Raw genomic sequence first — 20,978 nt, 5'->3', positions numbered from 1 at the left:
AATTCAATGTTTATGGAATTCGGCTTTTCAAGTGGCTTTTAATAAAATTCGATGTTCAATTTAGATACTTCCACAATATGAGTAAACGAAACAAACGAGGTCATTATTTACTTTTATTTATAGGAACGACCAATTCCAATTCCTTTATCTCTTCACTAAAGCCCTCATTGTTTGTATGACTTGGCTTGAGTGTAAATGATTTTGGTATCGTATCCATTGGAGGCAAAGTCAGTACCATATGATGACCATAGTTCCCAACAGCCATGCCTGCTTGTAGTTTCAGTTTATCATATACATGACCATTATCATCGACTACAGAGAAATCAAACCATGGCCAACTATCGTTTTCATCCATTTCAGTAGGGTAATCAATCGTTAGGTCTATTCTTGTTGATAGAGGTGAAAATGTTACTTTGTCGGCTGTTAACGTGTAAACTTCATCCACCGTTTTAGTTGTAACTTCTGGATAATATTCAAAAACATCACCTTTTATTTTTTTTAGTGGGAAAGACACCTTCAACTTGCCCTCATAGCCAAATAAATCTTCTCCATGGACGGCAATCTCAATTTCTTCTCCATATTCATTATAATTAGAAAAGGTAAATTGATGATGTTCAATTATTGTTTTTGAGTTTATGTCATCTTGCCCAGTTGAACCAATCGCTGGTTTAACTGGTTGTCCATTAATTGTTATATAATTAAAGCCGACAATTTCTTCTTCCATCGAAAGTTCCTTTTCTCCTGTGTAAACGACTGTTACGATTAACCGGCTCCCATCATAAGCTGCTTCTTTTACAGTCATTGTTAAGCCATTTTTACTATCTTGTTTATCAATTACAGTCGTAAGTTGATCGTGTTCGATTTTATCTGAGGCAATGTCTCTAAAGTCCTTATAAATTGGACCAATCAGGGGAATATTTGATAATGCTTCTGCCATGCCTGTTGAAACAAATCCAGAACCAAGCAAAGATATACATAGCCCACATGCAACTAAGATTGACTGTTTAGTTGTTCTTCCTACTTTTCTTTTTTTCTTGGCTTGAAAGATAGCCGTTTTCTCCCTTGCCTTTAGCTTTTCAACAGGTACATTTATGTTGTCGATAGATCGATTGAAATTGTCTTTATTCATACAGATAACCCTCCTTTAAAATGGGTCTTAACTCTTTTTTTGCTCTATTTAAGTGTGATTTAACGGTTCCTTCCGGGTAATTCATGATCGCAGCAATTTCCTTAATGGACAGATCGTGGTAGTATCTCAACAAAATAATGGTTTTTACAGTAGGGTTTAAGAATTTAAAGGCTTCTGACAAATCCATTGAATGCATGATAAAATCGTTATTTTCAGAAGCGATTAATTCATTAAAGATTTCCTCATTATCCGCAGTAAAATGGCGGGACTCTTTTCGAATAAAATCAATCGATTTAAAAACTAGAATTTTTGTAATCCAACTAGAAAAACTTTCAGGCTTCTTTAATGTTTTTATTGAAATATAGGCTGTATAAATTGTTTCTTGATAGACATCTAAAGCATCTTGTTCGTTTCTAACGTATGCATAGGCAGTTCGGTACAGCTTTTGTCGAACAGAATCAATCAGTTGTTCAAATGCTTCATCATCACCCTTTTTTGCTTTTTTCACTATTTTTCCTAAATCCATTTTGGTCCTCCTATCCGTTACACAATAAAGTCGAATGAACTAGTAAATCGGTTGCACAATTATTAATTAAGCAAAACATTTCTCGAACTTGTACTCTAAAGGCTACCATTCCCGTTAAAAAGAATGTCTCCTCTCCTTGTTATTCAGTTTTTATAATAGTCATCTCATTTGTTGTAAATTTACATTTTTTATACCATTTTACAATGTTCCGTGTTATAATTTTGAAGAAAATTAATATTACTTTAATTTTAAAGGAGCATAAAATGAAATTTAAAGACCCTTGGAATCCTACACAAAAAGAAATAAAAAAATGGGCATATAGTGATGAAATGGCACCTGAGCAAGATTGGGAACTCGCCATTTATAAATCTGAAAATATACCGATGATTTGTACATTCGTTGAGGATAAGCAATGTGAACATACTTCTTATTTCCTTAATACTTTATATGTATTCACAGGAGATACGGTTCGAGTAGGGGACAATGAAGAAATTCAAAAGCTATCTCAATTACTAGATACGATGGAAAAAACAGCTGAATCAAAAGAACTTCAATTGTGGATTGAACGTTCACAACTTCTTATCGAATATCCAGAATACTATGAGAACTCTTATTGGGGTATTTGTTCAAAGTTTGTTTATGACATATAATTTAGAAGCGGGCGCAATTTTCAAAAGTTCAATTTTCTAAACAATAACAAATTCTTACATAGCCAGCAAGTTAGGAATTGCAGTTAACTGCAATTCCTTTTGTTATCTTCTAACTACTATTTGACAGTGCTAAATAGAATAGAAATTCGAATACTATTGAACAAACATAAGCGGGTTGATTCAATAAGGGGGGAATACAATTATCAAGGGAGAATATCACTCATGGCGAAAATAGAAAAGGAGAGTTAGACGATAATTATGGAGGATGTATTAAAGCAGATTATTAAAGATGATATTCCTCCTTTATTTAAGGCTAAAGGTTTTAAAAAGAAAGGAAATCATTTCGCAAAGATATTCCCGGATTTTGCGTGGGTTGTAAATATCCAAACTTCTAAGTGGAATTCGAAAGAAGATGTTGAGTTTACGTTTAATACTGGAATTTTTACTGTTAAATTGTATGGGCCATTTTATAAAGAGGATCCACCAAAATTTCCAACAGAAGATAATTCCGTTCTTAGACTTCGCATATCTGAGTTGAAAAATGAGACAGAGACTTGGTATAAAATTGGTCTTTCGAATAATTTAGATGCAATTAAAAGGGAAGTCCAAAGCGACTTGCAAAATGTGGTTTTTCCATACTTTGAGAAATTCCAAACAATAGAAGATGTAATCCAGGAAATGAAAAGAAAAGAAGAACAGGGCTGGTACGAATGCCCTCACTTCCTTACAATACTATGTAATTCATATGGTTATAATAATGAAGCGAATAAATAAAGTATATCCTGAATCCGAACTGGATTCACAAAAAGAATTCATCAAAGAATTCGCTGAATATTTAGGGCTAATAATAAAATGATTTCACTACAAGTGGAGTTACCGATTAAATTACCATACAGCTTTACCCAAACAAAATATGTTTTTTTACATTCTAAAAGGCAGATAAATTACTCTCATCTGCCTTTTTTCAAGTTATACAACCCAATGAGACGGACGTTTCAGGTGGGAGGGTAATTTTGTTTGAAGATTGCCTTGTGCTGAATTAATTTGCATTTGGGTTAAAAACATACTTGTTGAAAGGTCTGCGCCGCGTAAATTGGCATCACGTAAATCTGCACCAATAAAATCAACCCCTCTTAAATCTGCATTTTGTAGATTGGCAGCAATTAAATAAGAACCTCTAAGATCGGTTGCTCTTAAATCTTTGCCTTTTAAATTTTTCCCCATCCAATCAACCCCTCGATTGTCATACTTTCGAGTGTTTTTTCCAATCTTTACGATAAGACTTTGGCGAATTTGCTCACTTGTTTCTAACAGTAAACCATTCACTGGCAGTCGGAAAGTAGGAATATCTATTGCAAGCAATGCATCAGCTTCCAGCTCAGTTGCACGCTGTAGCTGTTCTAATTGTAAATGTAGTTTGTTATATAGAGATGAATCAACCTTATACGATAAAGCCTCCGCTACGTAAGCAATCATTTCATAAAGTTGGTCCATAATCGGAAAGACACGAAACATTTTCTCGGAAACTTCAGGGAATTGTCGCCAGTCTTGTCCATGAAAAGTTGTTTGTGAAACCTTTTGTCCAGCTCCTAAACAATCAAAAACTGTACACCCTTTAAACCCTTGATCTCTAAGTTTATGATGAATTTGGCAGCTAAAATCTGATTGTAGATTAGGGCAAGGTGTTCCGGCTGCTTTATGAATGGCAAAGTCACTAGAAGCAGCAATATTTAAAGCCGTGCAGCATAGACCAAAACAGCTTTGGCAATCAGCCTGTAAGCTTTCACGAATCTTTTTTCCATTTGTAAAATCCATTTTTTTCACTTCAGACATTGTTGTTTTCCTCTCTTAACGCATAAACTTCTTACATTTAATTCTATCATTTATTATGATTAAAAGGATATTTTTGTGTGGAAGTTTTCTACATATCGAGGAGGCAATATTCATCGTTTAACTCTAGATGATCAGGAAAATGAATTGATAGTTTTTTACAAAATGGAAACAGCCTATTGACAATTTATAGAAAAAAGTTATAATTTTTTGTAGACAGACAGTCGGTCTATTGAGGAGGCGTAATAATGAGAAAAGAAGCAATGGAGCGTAGAAACGAAATACTTGATGTAGCTGATGAGCTTTTCGGTCAGAAGGGCTTTGATGGCACAAGTACTAACGATATTCTTGAAAAGGTTGGTATTGCACGGGGAACGCTGTATTATCACTTCAAGTCGAAGGAGGATATTATGGACGCGTTAATTGAGCGGTATAATGCTCAAATTCTAGGTGCAGCAAAAGAAATTGCTGCAAATAAGAGCATCCCCGTTCACGAGCGAATTGTCCGTGTTGTAATGGCATTAAACATAAGTAGCGGAAACGGTAAAGAAATTATTGACCATATACATAAGCCCCAGAACGCGCTTATGCATCAGAAAATACAAAAGGTCATCATGAACGGTCTGCCACCGATACTGACGGAAATAATCCATGAGGGTATTGAGCAAGGATTATTTAGTACACCGTATCCCTATGAATGTATGGAAATGATTGTGGCTTATACGAATACCGTTTTTGATGATGATATGGTTGATATGACCGATGAAGAGCGTGCTTCACGTATACCAGCTTTTGTCTTCAACGTAGAAAGACTGCTCGGTGTCGAAAGTGGAAGCCTTATGTACATGATGAAGATGTTTGGCAATGGGGGTGAAGAAAATGGAAACAACGATGGTTGATTCCGAGCGTCTTTTCAAAAAATTTCTTCTGCTTTGGTCAGAGCAGCTGAAGAAATGAAAAAGAAAAAACGGTAAGATGGATTCAAAGTAAGTTTTTGGCAATTATTTGAAAATGTGGTGTGTTGATTGGGTAAATAAAGTTTATTATTGATTTCTAAAAAAAACACACATGGTAGTACATAAAAAATATAACAAGAAGCAGTGGTGAAGAATAATGGGGTAACGGTAAAAGATTTACTACAATTGCCATCATTTAGAGGGGCAGAAGTATTAACGGGTAAAATTAATCTTAATCATACGGTCTCCTCTTTATCTGTGTTAGAAGTTTCGAATGTAGATTTTTTATCTACGATCATCCAATCGGTTCAGGAAGAGTGGTATGCAGAAGAGCTAGTTATTAGCTCTTTTTATTCAATTAGAGATAGTGTTGAGCAACAATGTAAAACCATTCAACACTTACATGATCTTGGAGAATTGGGACTTATTTTATATTATGTAGGAATTGTTTTGCCTGAAATTCCAGAGGAGGTACTGCAATTAGCAGATTCTCAAGGTTTTATCATTATTTGTATGCCTAAAAATGATTACTCTCTACGTTATAATGAAGTCATTTATGAAGTGATGGAAGCGATTGTTAGTAATCAGGCTGTTAATGATCAGTTTGTGAAGGAAACTTTAGAAAAAGTCTCCTTATTGCCAGAGCATTTACAAAGTGTAGAAATCACACTGAAAATGTTATCTGATCGTCTGAAAGCTAATATTGTACTGACTAATAGTAGTTTTGATATTGTCAACCAAGTGATGTGGCCTAGAAATTCTTCTTTAGATGTTTGGCAAGTCATACAGGAATTCTCACGCGGTCATTTGCATAAGGAAAAAGGCAAACTAGAATTACAAAGAAGCAATTTAACGTGTGTCGTTGAATACAAAAGTATTCAGCAAAAAAATGGAGAACAGCTTTTTCTGTTTGTTATTAAAGAGAACACACCATTACCAGCAAAGACCATTGAAAAAATAAGTGAAGTTGTCCAAGTGGCCATTAATCTTTGGGTAACTAAACTGTTACAACAAATTTAGACAAACCTATACAAATCTGTATAGAAGCATAAATTTCTAACAGAATACCCTTCGTATCAAGCGATTGGTGCGAACTCCACGTTAATTGCTTTTAACTCCTAAAGCCTTGTGACCAACGCGGAGCTGGAAACGGCAGACGTAACGGTGCGAAAGCAGAAAAAACAACAAGGATGGCATAAGCTGAAAAAAATTACTCAGTGTCCGTAAAGGATCATCGTGACAACGGAAAACGGTGGCGCTAAGTGCTTTGGAAATGGATGTTTAGCAGCGAAACTCCTAAATCTCTCATGAGACAAGGAAGACGTTCAACGACTATCTCCTTGAGGGAGAGTAAAACCGCAAGCGAATGGCGGAAGAAAAATGTGGCTCTTATCAGAGGATAAGATGAAGATATAGTCTGCGCTTATGTGAAAGCATAAGAGGTCTACTCGTGAGAGAAAGACTGCATGAAGGGTTGCGCCGTCATGTGAACAAGAAAAACATATACAACTATAAAAATGTTAACAAACTCTCTAAATAGGGTAATGTGATTTTATCCGAGTGAAAGAGAGGTGGTACGCATGGAATGAATGTCCGTTGAGAAATTTGCTAAACGTGTTGGCGTAAATGTTGTAACGCTAGCGACAAAGATAAGACTAAAACCAACTAAAGAACAAGAGGTTTTGTTTTGGAAGTCTGCGGGGACTGCGAGATGGGCTTATAATTATTTCTTGGCTGAAAGTGAACGTATTTATAACGACGAGAAGCGTACAGTCAAAGAGGGCGAAGTTCGTAAAAAAATCAATAACGAACTGAAACCATCAACGCATAAATGGCTTAAGGAAGTTGGAAGCAATGTGATGAAGCAGGCGGTGAAAGATGCTGACATCGGTAGAAAGCGTTGGTTCGAAGGCATGACTGGAAAGCCAAGGTTCAAAAGCAGACGAAGAAGTAAAGTTAGTTTTTATGTAAATTACGAAAGTTTAAAACGAACGAATGAAGGTTTTAGAGGTGAAAAAATTGGTAATGTGAAAACTTGCAATGCACTTCCTAAGCTTAAAAAAGGTCATAAATATTCGAATCCACGCATTTCATTCGACGGACGAAATTGGTTCTTATCCATTGGATTTGAGCAAGAATTTGAGCCATATGATTTGACAGGCGAAAGTTTAGGAATTGATGTAGGTATTGAAAAATTGGCAGTTTGTTCTGATGGTGAGTTCAAAAAGAACATCAACAAAACCAAAGAAGTCAAACGATTAGAGCGAAAGTTGAAACGAGAACAACGACAACTAGCTCGGAAGCTTGAGGCCAACACGAAAGAGTATACTAAAAACCGAAAGCCAATCTATAAAATACCTTTAAAGAATATGAAAAATATTCAAAAACAAGGCACTAAAATCCGTAATTTATATAAGCGACTTAACGACATCCGAACAAATCATTTACATCAATGTTCTAATGAGATTGTGAAAACCAAACCATCTCGTATTGTAATGGAACATTTAAATGTAAAAGGGTTGATGAAAAATAAACATCTGGCGAAGGCGGTAGCCGGGCAAAAGCTATATGAATTCAAACGGCAAATTCACTACAAATGTCAAAAATACGGAATTGAATTTATTGAAGCCGACAGATGGTATCCATCATCCAAAACTTGTTCTTCTTGTGGGCAAATCAAATCTAATTTGCGACTGAAAGACAGATTATTTATCTGCTCTTGCGGATTAAAGTTGGATAGAGATTTGAACGCAAGCATTAACTTAGCAAATTACTTAATCTAAGGAATTTAACCGAAACTAAACCTTAGATGTGTACGCAACGATACTGCGGAATTTAAGCCTTTGGAGAGTCATATTAAATGGCAGTAGCTTTTTGCGAAACCAGACTCGGAGAATAAGGAAGACAAACATACGAAAGTCGGAAGATATAAGTTGTGTCACAGTAGAGATGTCTACATTTTAGAAATGTATATGTTTTTCGTATCGGGGGACAAGCACGATGAAGTTAGTGAATATGCATTAGTAAAAGCTATTATTAATGATGAAAGTGACAAAAAGCGAAGACTAGCTAACATGCTAAATATCGATGTTTCAACTATTCAAATGTTGTGGTTAATTTATATTAACGATATATCAGAAGAGAAAAAAATAAGGGATGAACTTGGAGAGCAACTTTCAAAATATTATCAAACGACAGTGATTCAATGCATTGATCGCTGTATTATTGTTCTTTTAGGAAATGGCTTGTATAAACTTCATGAATATGAGATTGCTACTGAGTTTATTGAAACAACTAATTACTACTCCCAAATATCAGAAATTGTTTACTCACCGAAAATGAAAAATACGAAAGCTGTCCGTCAAATGTATCAATTGGTGAATCAAGTAGGAGAGAAAGCTCATATCATCTATCCAATGCGCAAATTGTTTACTGCCGCTGAATTTCGATCGATGCAACGAGCTATTGATTTAAGTAAACAGGGAGAAGAAGTGATTGAAGAATCCCTTTCCGTTATTGAGCCGATTTTAGATGAAAAAGAGTCCCTCAATACATTAATGGCTTTTCTTTTAGATGCAAATGGTAGTTTTGATGAATGTGGGAAAAATTTATTCATTCACAAAAATACAGTAAAGTATCGTATCAAAAAAATTAGTGAACTAATCGGAAACGATGTAACGGCTTATTCGGAATTTTACGATGTATATATGGCATGCATGATCTATCGACTAATAAATGGTTAGAAAAGTCTGAATCTTTGTCTAGAAAGACAAAAATTCAGACTTTTTTTTCTTTTTCGAAAAAGACATAGGTCTCTTCCTTCTTTTATAATAACAAACATTAACTAATTCAAAAGGAGGGGACAAAATGGAGAAAGATGGGCAAAGTCAGTCTTGGTATAGTTTAGGGATTATTTGGGCAGGCGCAATGATTTGTATACCAAGCTTATTAGTTGGGAATACATTGATTTCTGGTATGGGTTTAACGAAGGCATTAGCCGTGTCTTTTGTTGGATATGCAATTGAAGTAATCATCATGATTTTTCAAGGAATGCAAAGTAGTGATTTAGGAAAGCCAACCGTTCATGTCGCGGGACAAGTGTTTGGTAAAAAGGGATCCCGGACGATTCTTTCTATTATTTTGGCGATTGCTTGCTTAGGTTGGTTTGGGATTCAAGCCAATGTTTGCGGAGTTGCGTTAGCTAATTTATTTGCAGAGTATGATATGAATGTACCTATTCCCGTAGCTTCTTTACTTAGTGGTTTGGTGATGGTAATTTCAGCTGTTTATGGCATCAAAGTGCTACGTGTCTTAAGCTATATTGCAGTTCCTTTCTTAATTGTCATTTGTCTACTAGGTTTAACGCAAGCTTTATCTGGTGACACGCTACAGCTTATCTTGGACTACAAACCTAAAAATAACATGAGTTTTTCGGATGGACTAGCTATAACAATCGGTTCATTTGCACTTGGGGCAGTAATCGCAGGTGATTATTCCCAATATTCCAAAAAACGTTCCGATGTTTTTAAAGCAGCAACATTTGGCATTATTCCAGCTGGAGTATTGATGATTGGTGTTGGAGCTGTTTTAACAATCGCTTATCAAACAAGTGATATTACTGCAGTCTTTCTGAATATTGTCACGCCATTAATCGGTGGGATTGCTTTGATTTTAGCTACATGGAAAACCAATTTGGTAAATGCAATCTCTGGAGGAATCGCCTTAATTAATGTATTTAATATTTCCAAGGACAAAGAAAAAATGGCGATTGCTCTAGCTGGAACGGTAGGGACTATACTTGCTGTGATTGGTATTTTAAATTACTTTACACCCATTATGTCGATATTATCTGCGATGATTCCTCCAGTTGCAGGCGTTATGATTGCCTCTTATTGGGTGATAAATAAAGGGGATCAAACAAGCTGGAAGGAAGTTGACGGTGTCAATCGTTTAGGTGTTTTCTCATGGCTAGTAGGGGCAGTTGTTGCTAGTATCCCAGTTGTTTTATCGTTATTCCCTAGCTTGCCGCAATTACCTAATCAGCCCTTAATTGGAATTGTTATTTCATTTGTCATTTATTATTTCGGTTATCGTTTATCAATGCAAAAGACTGTCATATTGGAGGAAAATAGATGAGATATTTAGATAAAGAAGCTATTGAACATATTGCGATTGGAGCAGCCTTTTTAGGAACAGGCGGAGGAGGGGACCCTTATATCGGGAAGATGATGGCTCTTTCTGCAATTGAAAAAAATGGTCCAGTTAAATTGTATTCAGTGGATGAAATTGAAGATGAAGATTTTTTCATTCCAGCTGCTATGATGGGGGCACCTTCTGTTCTAGTCGAGAAATTTCCGCGAGGAGATGAGTTTGTTAAAGTTTTTCAAAAACTAGCGAAGTATATTGGACAAGAAAAGATTACAGGAACATATCCAATGGAAGCAGGGGGAGTGAATTCGATGATCCCGATTGTCGTAGCGGCACAACTGGATATCCCACTCATTGACTGTGATGGCATGGGGCGTGCATTCCCTGAATTACAAATGGTGACGTTTAATTTGGACGGTATTTCTGCAACACCAATGGCCATTACTGATGAAAAAGGAAATATCGGGATTTTTGAAACGATTAATAATAAATGGACAGAACGGATAGCACGTTCAGCAACAGTTGAAATGGGCGCTAGCTCTTTAGTTAGTTTGTACCCAACGACTGGAGCTCAGATTAAAAAGAGCGGAGTCCATCATATCATTACACTTTCAGAAAAAATCGGAGAAATAATTGCTTCCAAAAATAGAAATGTAAATGATAAACTTCATGAATTGTTACAGCTAGTTTCTGGCTATGAATTATTCCAAGGTAAAATTGTCGATGTGATACGAGAAACAAAGGGTGGATTTAATCTTGGAAAAATGAATCTGGAAGGAATGGAAGTCAATAAAAACGAAAAAATGAAAGTTCATTTCCAAAATGAAAATCTTATCGCTGAGATAAATGATCAAGTTATAGCAATGACCCCAGATTTAATTTGTTTAGTAGATTATGAGACTTTATTGCCAGTAACAACGGAAAGTTTAAAATACGGTAAGCGTGTCCGAGTAATTGGATTGCCAGCCAATGAAAAATGGCGAACTGATAAAGGAATAGAAACAGTAGGACCAAACTATTTTGGTTATGATTACGATTATGCTCCAATTGAGGAATTGGTTAAAAAGGTGGGTGCTGAACATGTATAAGATTGGAATTGATGTAGGTGGGACGAATACGGATGCCATTATTTTAGATGAACATAGCAATCTCGTTCATAGTGTTAAATCGCCAACAAGTGTAGATATTAAAACAGGTATTGAAACAGCATTACGAAACTTATTACAAGAATCGAATATTGATAAAACGAAAATTACGCATGCAATGTTAGGAACAACGCAATGTACAAATGCCATCGTAGAGCGTAAAAAATTAGCGAAAGTCGGTGTGATTCGACTAGGCTATCCAGCAACTGCCTCTGTACTTCCATATACTGCATGGCCTAAAGATATGATTGAAAAATTATCGGGAAATTATGCTTTAGTCCATGGGGGGTATGAATACGATGGTCAACTTTTAGGCGAGCTTGATGAAGGCGAGATTCAAACGCTTTTAGAGGACTGGCGTGATAAAGTAGACTCTATAGCGATAGTTGGCGTCTTTTCCTCCATTAAAAATGATCAAGAGTTGCGGGTTCGCAGACTAATACAAGAAGTTTATGGAGAAGAATTCCCAATCTCCTGCTCGTCGTTAATTGGATCAGTAGGTTTAATTGAACGTGAAAATGCTAGCATTTTAAATGCGGCTTTAAGCAAAGTAATTGAAACGACAACGACAGGCTTTGTTCATGCGTTAGAAGGTGAGGGGATTTTCAATGCCAAAGTGTATTTATGCCAAAATGATGGAACTTTGATGTCAATTGACTATGCTAAACAATTCCCGATTTTAACGATTGCATGTGGACCGACAAACAGCATACGTGGCGCATCTTATTTAGCCAAAATCAAAGATACGATGGTTTTGGATGTTGGTGGAACAACTTCCGATATCGGTGTTTTACAGGATGGATTTCCGCGCGAATCTTCTGTAGCAGTAGAAGTAGGGGATATTCGCACAAATTTTAGAATGCCAGATATCATTTCGGTTGGACTAGGTGGAGGCAGTATTGTCCGAGTACACAATGGGAAAATTACGGTTGGACCTGATAGCGTTGGGTACAAAATTTCTGAAGAAGCACTTGTTTTCGGAGGGAATACTCTTACGACAACAGACATTGCAGTTCGTCTTGGATTAGCTGAAGTGGGTGATTGTTCTTTAGTAGCGCATATTGATGAAGCGTTCGCTAAAGAAGCTCAATTAGAAATATCATTTTTAATTGAGCAAGCCATTGATAAAATGAAAACTTCATCAGAAGATGTTCAGCTTGTCTTAGTTGGTGGGGGGAGTGTTATTGTTCCAGAAACTCTTCGAGGAGTCTCCAATATTGTTAAATTTGAAAATGGGACTGTAGCAAATGCAATTGGTGCGTCTATTGCTCAAATAAGTGGTCAATATGAACAAATTTATATTTACTCTAGGGAGCCACGTGAGATTTCTCTGAACGATGCTCAAGAAAAAGCAGTGAAACAAGCTGTTTTAGCAGGAGCTCTTGCTGAGACGATTGAGTTAGTAGAAGTAGAAGAAACACCTCTTGCCTACCACCCGGAAAATGCAACGAGATTAAAAGTTAAAGTAGTTGGGAAAATGGGCTAGCAATTGCTTTCAGCTAAATTAATGTAAATAAACTAAATAGAATAAAATCAAGGAAGTGCCATATTTTTTAGAGGGCACTGAAAAAGTCTATATCTTCTCACATTGCGAAGTATTCAACAATTAAATCGTTGAATACCTCGCTTTTTTCATTTGACACTGTGACTCTACTGTTGTTTTCCGAAGCATTCCGCTCGCTTTCCGCGGGCGAGCGCCGAGCCTCCTCCTACGCTTCGCTTCGTGCGGGGTCTCGTCTGTCTCGCTTTCCTTTATAATAAAAGAATCAATGTGCAGGTGGTACCCCCGATGATTTCAAAATCAAGAAACCCTTAATTAAGTCCATATATGGCGATCTACGATATTGTTGTGCCAAAAGATAATATACTTCGCCAAATCAATGAACTTGTTGATTTTTCATTCATTTTAGTCTTCTGATGCGGATGCGCGAAAAGGGTATAAGACGTCGGAATCTTCTTTCTTCGGGTATAAGACACATATCGCGTTGAGTGATGAACGTATTATTACAGGGGCTGTCATTACAACAGGTGAAAAAAGCGATGGAAAATATCTTCAAGAGTTAATTGAAAAAAGCAGACAAGCAGGTATGAAAATTAATACAGTTATTGGTGACGCAGCTTACTCTGATCTCCACTCACCCCTATTCACAAAGGTTGAGTTTTAGCATAGTATTCTAATTTATTAGGAATAGGAGAAACCTCAGCATTAATTTAGACCGAAGACGAAGATACAGCTTTCCCATTTCATGAAAGAAGAGTCCTTTATCAAAGGGTTCTTCCTTTTTTTGAAGTAATACTTGCAAATTTAAAAGTCATAGTGTAATATCTGACTAGTACACTATGACACGAGGTGTTTATGTTGAAAAAATTCGCAGGGCTTTTAAAAAAGGAATGGGTGCTTTATCGGACATGGCTATTTGTAGGGGTTTTTATAGGGATTATGCTGTCGATGGTAGTTCCATATTTAATAAGGCGGTTAAGTGATGGATTTACGATGGAAAATCAGCTGTCATTTGCTTTCTCAATACTAGTACTTATAATAGGGGGATTTTTTTCGATATTACAATTCCTAGCTAGTATGCGTCATGATTTAAAGAGCAAAGAGATATGGCTGCATTCAACTAGTTCTATCGCACAGCTTGTAGGTGTGAAAATCGTATTTTCCTTAATAGGATACGCTATCTTCAATTTTATCTTTGTGAGTTTAGCTATTTACAAAATCAGAGATGAAATTGTTGGTAACTTCGCCCAAGTACTTTTATTGCTGTTGTTTATTGTAGCAATTATTGTAATTCTTCAATTGATGATGTTTGTAATAATGGTATTATTTTTAGCATTTAATCTCCAAATGAAACATTTAGTTGGTAGATTTTCTATTGTTATTACTATGGTTACCTTCTTCTTCAGTATGGATTTGTGGTTTAAATTTACAGAAAGTAAATTATATGATAATATTTTCCATCATGTAGAGATTCCGTTAACGTGGTTGGATCAATATTTCCCGAAAATACAAACGACGGAGCTACTTTTAGGCTCATTTTATGTCGTAGAAGAAGTGGCATCGATCATTTGGCTAGCGATCTTATTTATCATAGCGACAAAGTGGCTTGAAAAGGTGGTTTTACGATGACAATCGACTTTTCTCGTGATAAGCCCATATATAGCCAGCTCGTAGATCGGATATGTGGGGATATTTTGAAAGGGAAGCTAGTGCTTGGGGATCGACTTCCTTCGGTTCGAGAATATGCAGTGGAAACAGGTGTCAATGTAAATACTGTGCAACGAGTGTATAAGGAGTTAGAAGCAATGAATATAACGGAAACCAAACGAGGGCAAGGTACATTTATTACAACCGATGATGAGCGGATTACTCTATTACGGGAAGATATGAAAAATCAACTGGCAGATCATTTTTTAACTTCTATTGAAGCACTTGGGTTTTCAAAGGATGAGATGCTCGTTGTTTTACAAAATAAATCATGAGGTGAAATAAATGCTACAGCTATCAAATGTTTCTTTTCGTTATATGAAAAAGCCTATTTTACAAGATGTGTCTTTTTCCATACCTGTTGGACAAATCATTGGGCTTGTTGGGGAAAATGGTAGTGGCAAGTCGACACTATTAAAAGTGTTGGCCGGCTTATTACGTCCATCAAGTGGTGAGGTATTGCTAAATGGAACGCCTGTTACACGTAGAAGTGCTGACGAAATTGCCTATTTACCAGATATTGATTTGTTTTTTGATTTTTACACAGGTGAGCAGCTTTTTCAGCACTATGCCTCTCAATTCGAAGATTTTTCGTATGATAAAGCTTGTATCGTTGCAGAATTTTTACAGGTTGATAAAAATGTAAAGTTACGGCAATTATCGAAGGGGAACCGTGGCCGGATGAAAATGGCCGCAACTCTTGGGCGAGAAGTACCTTTTTATTTAATGGATGAGCCTTTCTCTGGTCTGGATCCAATCGTTCGAGAACAGTTAATTAAAGGGTTAATTCAATTTACTGACATTGAACACCAAACAATTTTATTATCAACGCATGAGTTATATGAGGTAGAGCCTATTTTAGATCAAATCATTTTATTGCAAAATGGATCGATTATTGCACAAGAGGAAGTAGAGACGATTCGAGATGTTTCGAATAAGGATGCTGTGCAATGGATGAAGGCGTATTATAAGAAAGGGTGAAATTTATGACAACACAACCAATTGTTCAATTGCAAAATTTATCAAAAACTATTGGTGGCAAGCAATTGATTCAGCAATTGAATATCGATTTATATCCAGGGCAAATCACTGGTTTTTTAGGACCGAATGGTGCAGGGAAAACAACGACAATTCGTATGATGACAGGTCTTATGAATCCAACAGAAGGGAAAGTCATTATTGATGGTCTTTCTTTACAGGACAATTATGAGGAAGCGATCAGTAAAGTCGGTGTAATTGTAGAAAATCCGGAAATGTATAAATTTATGACGGGCTATAAAAACCTATTGCACTTTGCGCGTATGCATAAAAATGTTACAAAAGAGCGTATTCAAGAGGTAGTGAGACAGGTCGGTCTTGAAAATCGTATTCATGAAAAGGTTTCGACGTATTCGCTAGGGATGCGTCAGCGTTTAGGGCTTGCTCAAGCACTACTTCATCGACCAAAATTTTTAATTTTAGATGAACCAACAAATGGTTTAGACCCAGCAGGTATCCGCGAGTTTCGTATGTACTTGCGTAAAATTGCGACGGAGGAAGGCGTATCTGTATTTGTTTCCAGCCATTTATTATCCGAAATTGAATTAATGTGTGATCGAGTAGCTGTCATACAAAACGGCAAACTCATCGATATTCGTGATATTAACGTTGAAACATCTTCGTTTTATTATATTGAAGCTACACCAAATGATCAGGTTGCAGCTCTTCTACAAAAGCTCGATTACAACTTTGTGGCGGAAAATAACGGTTATGTAGTGGAAATTAAAAAAGAGGACATACCGAAACTCATTACCCAATTTGTTAACGAAGAAATTCAATTATTTGCCGTACAACCGCATCAAAAAACGTTAGAGGATCAATTCTTAGAAATGACAGGAGGTGGCCAAATTGTTGAAGCTAATGCAAAATGAATGGATGAAGTTATGGCATAAAAAAGGAACTTGGGCAATGGTCGCGCTAGTAATCCTCTTTATTATTGGTCCTGGTATTATGATGAAATACTATGAAACAAAAGAGGGTAGCACATGGCAGGAAAGTGAACAGCAGGCCATTGAGAATTATAAAGAAATACTGAATGATGACAATTTATCGGCAGAGGATAAAAATATCTATGAAGAGAAAATAGCTATTTCTGAGTATCGATTAGCAAATGATGTGCCGTCTCAAGACTTAGCAGGCTTTATGTCATTTACAGGTAGTATGCTGAATTTAGTCACATTATTTACAGTTATTGTTGCCGCAAGTATTGTGTCTAGTGAATTCTCTACTGGTACGATTAAAATGTTATTAACACGTCCTGTTTCACGGGCAAAAATATTAACTTCAAAATTACTAACGACTTTCATATTTGGACTCTTATTATATATTGTCAATGTTGGAGTTAGCGCTCTAGTTGGGCTTATACTATTTGGTGGTACAAATGGTGCTGAGTTAGAAATAGTCAACGGTCAGGTTGTTGAAAAAGCAATATGGAATGATTTAGCATATCACTATTTACTTACTGGTGGAAACTTTGTTATGTCAATGTTGTTTGCTTTCTTAGTAGGCTCTGTTTTCCGTTCAAGCTCTTTGGCGATTGGCTTAACGATGTTCTTATCGTTTACTGGCGGTATGATTGTGATGTTCTTAAGCAAATATAAAATCGTTAAATATGTTTGGTTAACTCATTCAGATTTAACACAATATGAACATAGTAGTTCAATACTAGACGGCATTACAATGCCATTCTCACTCACGATTCTTGCGATTTATGCTGTACTTTTCCTTTTGATCAGCTATATCTCCTTTATGAAACGTGACGTCACAGCATAAATAAAAGAATTAATGAACTGTAGTCCAATTGGCTTGAAGAAAAGCTTCCAATTGGGCTATATTTTGTTCCTATAAAAATCATGCTTATGTGTAATAGGATTTTAAATTTTTGAATTCCTTTCTTCAGTTCAAAAATAATGTTTATTTTTTATTCGAGTGGTAATATAATTGATAACAAACTTAATGAAAACGCTTTTTCTATTAAGTGGTCTAGACAACTATACCAAAGGGGGATATTTAATGTTAGCTTTCTTACAAAAAATCGGTAAGTCGTTAATGTTTCCAATCGCTACATTACCAGCAGCAGCAATATTGTTACGCTTAGGCTCTGATGACATGCTTGGTGCAGTGTCAAATGACGTTATTAAGCATATTGCAAGTATTATGGCAGCATCTGGTGATGCGATTTTAGGTAATTTATCTATCATATTTGCGATCGGTATCGCGATGGGCCTAGCACATGATAATAGTGGTGGTGCAGCATTAGCGGGCGCCATTGCACATCTAGTGCTAGTCGCAGTATTAGGATCTGTAAATGAAGACCTGAATATGGGTGTATTCGGTGGTATTATTGCAGGTATTACTGCAGGCTTACTTTATAACAAATTCTATAATGTAAAATTCCCAGAATGGCTGTCATTCTTCGGAGGACGGCGTTTTGTACCAATTATAACGTCCATCACGATGGCGATTTTAGGTGGTATTTTAGCTGTTATATGGGGACCAATTCAAGGTGGTATTGATTCAGTAGGGAACTGGTTAATCGGTGCTGGATCACTTGGAGTTGGGTTATATGGCTTCTTAAATCGTCTATTAATTCCAGTCGGTCTACATCATGTTATTAATACGATCATCTGGTTTGACTTTGGTGAATTTACGAATGCTGCAGGCGAACTTGTTAAAGGAGATATTCATCGATTTTTAGCTGGAGACCCATCAGCAGGACATTTCCAAGCAGGTTTCTTCCCAATTATGATGTTTGGATTACCAGCAGCGTGTCTTGCGATGTACTTTGCAGCGAAAAAGAAAAATCGTGCAGTAGTCGGTGGTATGTTCGTATCCATCGCATTGACAGCATTTTTAACAGGTGTAACAGAACCTATTGAATTTACATTTATGTTTTTATCGCCAGTTCTTTATGGGATCCATGCAGTTTTAACAGGTATTTCGCTTGCCGTTGCCTATATTATTGGATTCCGTGACGGTTTTGCCTTTTCTGCAGGTTTAATTGACTATCTTTTAAACTTTGGTTTAGCTGATAGTCCATGGCTATTACTGCCATTGGGATTAGGTTTCGGGGCAATTTACTTTGTCGTTTTCTATTTCTTAATCAAGAAGTTAGATTTAAAAACACCTGGTCGTGAAGACGAAGATGAAGAAGGGGCAGATGTTACTTCGGCTGTTTCTGATGATTTAGATGTACGTGCTTTCCGTACAATCGAAGCGTTAGGTGGACAAGAAAATATTAAGCAAGTTGATTACTGTACAACACGTCTTCGTATGACTGTTGATGATGCGGATCAGGTGGATGAAAAAACATTAAAACAAACGGGCGCACGTGGTGTTATGCGTATAAGTAAGACAAATGTACAAGTAATTATCGGTACATCTGTAGAGTTTTTGGCAGAAGCCATGAAGGATCGCCTGAAAAAAGGGAATCCAGCTCCTTCAAATGTAGATGTACAAAAAGAAGCGCCTGGTGAAGAGGCAACAGCAGCAGAAGGAACAAATCCTTCCAATGATTTTGAAATGCCGATTACAGGAGATTTAATACCGTTATCTGACGTGCCAGATGATGCATTCTCGTCAGGTATAATGGGGCCAGGTTTTGGTATTCATCCAAAGGATGGTACAGTTCATGCGCCATTTGATGGTCAAGTAGTAATGGTTTTCCCAACGAAGCATGCGATTGGCTTAAAATCTGATTCAGGTGTTGAACTATTAATTCATGTCGGTTTAGATACGGTCACTCTAAATGGTGAAGGTTTTGAAGCGATGGTTACAGAAGGTCAAGTAATTAAACGTGGCGATACATTATTAAAAGTTGATTTTGAGAGTATTAAAGACAAAGTACCGTCTATCGTTACACCAGTTGTTTTCACAAGTTTAATGGGACAGGAAATTGCACTTGAAAAAACTGGTTTCCAACGATCGGGTTCACGTAACATTATTTCGATGAAGAATTAACAAAAAAGGATGCTGTCTAAAAAGGTCCATCTAACAAAATGAACATGCACTAATCGTAAATCCGCTTAATTTTCTGTGGGAAAGCATAGTCCCACAGAAATCTATGCGGTTCGTAGCGCTTTATCAAAATATGAGCATTGATAGGATCGCTTTAAACATACTATTTTTAGGCCAGTATCTTCTATCAATCCTAGGAGATGTTTTTAATGAATTTATTAATCCGTAACATCACAGTTGTTAATGCAACAGGACGACTGGAATGTGTCGACGTTTTCATGAAGGATGGGAAAATTGCACAAATTGCGCAGCAAATTGACGCAGATCACGTGCAAATTATAGATGGTACAGGGAAATTTTTATTCCCTGGTTATATAGATATGCATATTCATGGCTCTGCTCAAATGGACACGATGGATGCATCGAATGAAGGTCTTCATACAATGGCGAAATCACTTGCAAAAGAAGGTACAATAGGCTTTTTAGCAACGACTATGACACAAAGCTATCAAAATATTGAACGTGCTCTTGAAAATATTGCGCAGTTTACTTCAAATCCAGATGAGGCAGAACTTCTAGGTATTCATGTAGAAGGCCCTTTTATATCAAAAAAGCGTGTAGGTGCACAGCCGCTTGAATATGTTGTACCACCTGATTTTGCTGTTTTTACAAAGTGGCAAAACATAAGTGCCCATAAAATTAAACAAATTACAATGGCGCCAGAAGAACCAAATGGATTTGAGGTCGTTCAAGCAATTGCAGATAGCGGAGTGGTCGTTTCAATTGGTCATTCTGATGCAACATTTGAACAAATGAAAGAAGCGGTTCGTCATGGTGCAACACAAGGCACACATTTATACAACCAAATGCGCCCATTCCATCATCGAGATCCAGGTGTTGTCGGTGGCGTATTATTATTAGAGGAAATGAAGGCAGAAATCATTGTTGATTTTATCCATATGCACAAGGATGCCGTGAACATGGCATATCGTTTAAAAGGGGCAGATGGTATTATTTTAATAACCGATGCAATGCGAGCAAAAGGTATGCCCTATGGGGATTATGACTTAGGTGGTCAAATGGTTCATGTCTCCGAAAGTGGAGCGCATTTATCAAACGGAGCCCTTGCTGGTAGTATATTAAAAATGGACCAAGCTGTGAGGAATATGCAACTCATCACGAACTGCACGTTAGAAGAACTAGTTAAAATGTCGAGCTACAATGCAGCAAAACAACTAAAACTGACGAACAAAGGACAAATCGAAGAAGGATTTGATGCAGATGTTGTAATTGTGGATAAACAGTTAATGTTGCAACAAACAATAAAGGCTGGAAAAGTAGTCTACGAAGCATAAGATTTCGTATGCCTGTTTAATAAGTAAATAAGGGGG

The 20,978-nt window shown here is 36.7% G+C and carries 19 protein-coding genes and 1 pseudogene; 17 read left to right on the top strand and 3 right to left on the bottom strand.

Translation table 11 applies throughout. The features are described from left to right. Positions 1-103: 103 nt before the first annotated feature. Both ACVYAD_RS21085 and ACVYAD_RS21080 read right to left on the bottom strand, forming a co-directional pair. Positions 104-1,129 carry a DUF4179 domain-containing protein gene (locus ACVYAD_RS21085; protein WP_476427848.1) on the bottom strand — a complete coding sequence of 342 codons (1,026 nt, stop codon included), beginning with the start codon at positions 1,127-1,129 and terminating at the stop codon, positions 104-106. Beyond that, positions 1,122-1,655, bottom strand: a complete 534-nt coding sequence (locus ACVYAD_RS21080) for a sigma-70 family RNA polymerase sigma factor (RefSeq protein WP_476427847.1) — start codon at positions 1,653-1,655, stop codon at positions 1,122-1,124. The genes ACVYAD_RS21085 and ACVYAD_RS21080 overlap by 8 nt, the downstream gene beginning before the upstream one ends. A gap of 263 nt (positions 1,656-1,918) precedes the next feature. Between ACVYAD_RS21080 and ACVYAD_RS21075 the strand changes: the two genes are divergently transcribed. Together ACVYAD_RS21075 and ACVYAD_RS21070 are read left to right on the top strand one after the other, a co-directional pair. Then, positions 1,919-2,305, top strand: a complete 387-nt coding sequence (locus tag ACVYAD_RS21075; protein WP_476427846.1) for a hypothetical protein — start codon at positions 1,919-1,921, stop codon at positions 2,303-2,305. Positions 2,306-2,563: 258 nt separating this feature from the next. Then, positions 2,564-3,079: a DUF4304 domain-containing protein gene (locus ACVYAD_RS21070; RefSeq protein WP_476427845.1), complete on the top strand. Its 516-nt coding sequence runs from the start codon at positions 2,564-2,566 to the stop codon at positions 3,077-3,079. Positions 3,080-3,274: 195 nt separating this feature from the next. Here ACVYAD_RS21070 and ACVYAD_RS21065 read toward each other — a convergent pair whose 3' ends face one another. After that, positions 3,275-4,138: a pentapeptide repeat-containing protein gene (locus ACVYAD_RS21065; protein ID WP_476427844.1), complete on the bottom strand. Its 864-nt coding sequence runs from the start codon at positions 4,136-4,138 to the stop codon at positions 3,275-3,277. A gap of 245 nt (positions 4,139-4,383) precedes the next feature. Here ACVYAD_RS21065 and ACVYAD_RS21060 point away from each other — a divergent pair, with 245 nt between their 5' ends. The 15 genes and pseudogenes from ACVYAD_RS21060 to nagA all read left to right on the top strand — a co-directional run bounded on the left by ACVYAD_RS21060 (position 4,384) and on the right by nagA (position 20,942). Then, entirely contained in the window at positions 4,384-5,034 is a 651-nt protein-coding gene (locus tag ACVYAD_RS21060; RefSeq protein ID WP_349658583.1) for a TetR/AcrR family transcriptional regulator, read from the top strand. A gap of 201 nt (positions 5,035-5,235) precedes the next feature. Next, positions 5,236-6,111 carry a PucR family transcriptional regulator ligand-binding domain-containing protein gene (locus ACVYAD_RS21055; RefSeq protein ID WP_476427843.1) on the top strand — a complete coding sequence of 292 codons (876 nt, stop codon included), beginning with the start codon at positions 5,236-5,238 and terminating at the stop codon, positions 6,109-6,111. Between the two features lie 569 nt (positions 6,112-6,680). Beyond that, the gene (locus ACVYAD_RS21050; protein WP_476427842.1) at positions 6,681-7,874 is read left to right on the top strand and encodes an RNA-guided endonuclease InsQ/TnpB family protein; all 1,194 of its coding nucleotides are present in this window, start codon (positions 6,681-6,683) and stop codon (positions 7,872-7,874) included. Positions 7,875-8,024: 150 nt separating this feature from the next. Continuing rightward, a complete protein-coding gene (locus ACVYAD_RS21045) occupies positions 8,025-8,834 on the top strand; it encodes a PucR family transcriptional regulator (protein WP_476427841.1) in 810 nt (269 codons plus the stop codon). A gap of 124 nt (positions 8,835-8,958) precedes the next feature. Next, on the top strand, positions 8,959-10,227 hold the full coding sequence (locus ACVYAD_RS21040) for a cytosine permease (RefSeq protein WP_476427840.1): 1,269 nt from the start codon (positions 8,959-8,961) through the stop codon (positions 10,225-10,227). Further along, entirely contained in the window at positions 10,224-11,327 is a 1,104-nt protein-coding gene (locus ACVYAD_RS21035; RefSeq protein ID WP_476427839.1) for a DUF917 domain-containing protein, read from the top strand. The genes ACVYAD_RS21040 and ACVYAD_RS21035 overlap by 4 nt, the downstream gene beginning before the upstream one ends. Further along, positions 11,320-12,870 carry a hydantoinase/oxoprolinase N-terminal domain-containing protein gene (locus ACVYAD_RS21030; RefSeq protein WP_476427838.1) on the top strand — a complete coding sequence of 517 codons (1,551 nt, stop codon included), beginning with the start codon at positions 11,320-11,322 and terminating at the stop codon, positions 12,868-12,870. Before ACVYAD_RS21035 ends, ACVYAD_RS21030 begins: the two co-directional genes overlap by 8 nt. A 424-nt stretch (positions 12,871-13,294) precedes the next feature. Beyond that, positions 13,295-13,513: pseudogene (locus ACVYAD_RS21025) on the top strand (transposase); the annotation flags it as partial. Positions 13,514-13,740: 227 nt separating this feature from the next. Beyond that, a complete protein-coding gene (locus ACVYAD_RS21020) occupies positions 13,741-14,514 on the top strand; it encodes a hypothetical protein (RefSeq protein WP_349658574.1) in 774 nt (257 codons plus the stop codon). Then, positions 14,511-14,867, top strand: coding sequence for a GntR family transcriptional regulator (locus ACVYAD_RS21015; RefSeq protein ID WP_349658573.1), 357 nt, complete (start codon positions 14,511-14,513; stop codon positions 14,865-14,867). The genes ACVYAD_RS21020 and ACVYAD_RS21015 overlap by 4 nt, the downstream gene beginning before the upstream one ends. 10 nt (positions 14,868-14,877) lie before the next feature. Further along, on the top strand, positions 14,878-15,573 hold the full coding sequence (locus ACVYAD_RS21010; protein WP_476427837.1) for an ABC transporter ATP-binding protein: 696 nt from the start codon (positions 14,878-14,880) through the stop codon (positions 15,571-15,573). Between the two features lie 5 nt (positions 15,574-15,578). Then, positions 15,579-16,502 (top strand): ABC transporter ATP-binding protein, encoded by a 924-nt coding sequence (locus ACVYAD_RS21005; protein ID WP_476427836.1) that lies wholly within the window; start codon positions 15,579-15,581, stop codon positions 16,500-16,502. After that, positions 16,480-17,403, top strand: a complete 924-nt coding sequence (locus ACVYAD_RS21000) for an ABC transporter permease (protein WP_476427835.1) — start codon at positions 16,480-16,482, stop codon at positions 17,401-17,403. Before ACVYAD_RS21005 ends, ACVYAD_RS21000 begins: the two co-directional genes overlap by 23 nt. A gap of 240 nt (positions 17,404-17,643) precedes the next feature. Next, positions 17,644-19,590 carry an N-acetylglucosamine-specific PTS transporter subunit IIBC gene (nagE, locus tag ACVYAD_RS20995; protein ID WP_476427834.1) on the top strand — a complete coding sequence of 649 codons (1,947 nt, stop codon included), beginning with the start codon at positions 17,644-17,646 and terminating at the stop codon, positions 19,588-19,590. 206 nt (positions 19,591-19,796) lie between these two features. Next, the gene (gene nagA, locus ACVYAD_RS20990) at positions 19,797-20,942 is read left to right on the top strand and encodes an N-acetylglucosamine-6-phosphate deacetylase (RefSeq protein WP_476427833.1); all 1,146 of its coding nucleotides are present in this window, start codon (positions 19,797-19,799) and stop codon (positions 20,940-20,942) included. Positions 20,943-20,978: the final 36 nt, after the last annotated feature.

The sequence above is a fragment of the Lysinibacillus sp. G1-3 genome, from assembly GCF_056322905.1.
This window is presented reverse-complemented; position numbering and strand designations above follow the sequence as displayed.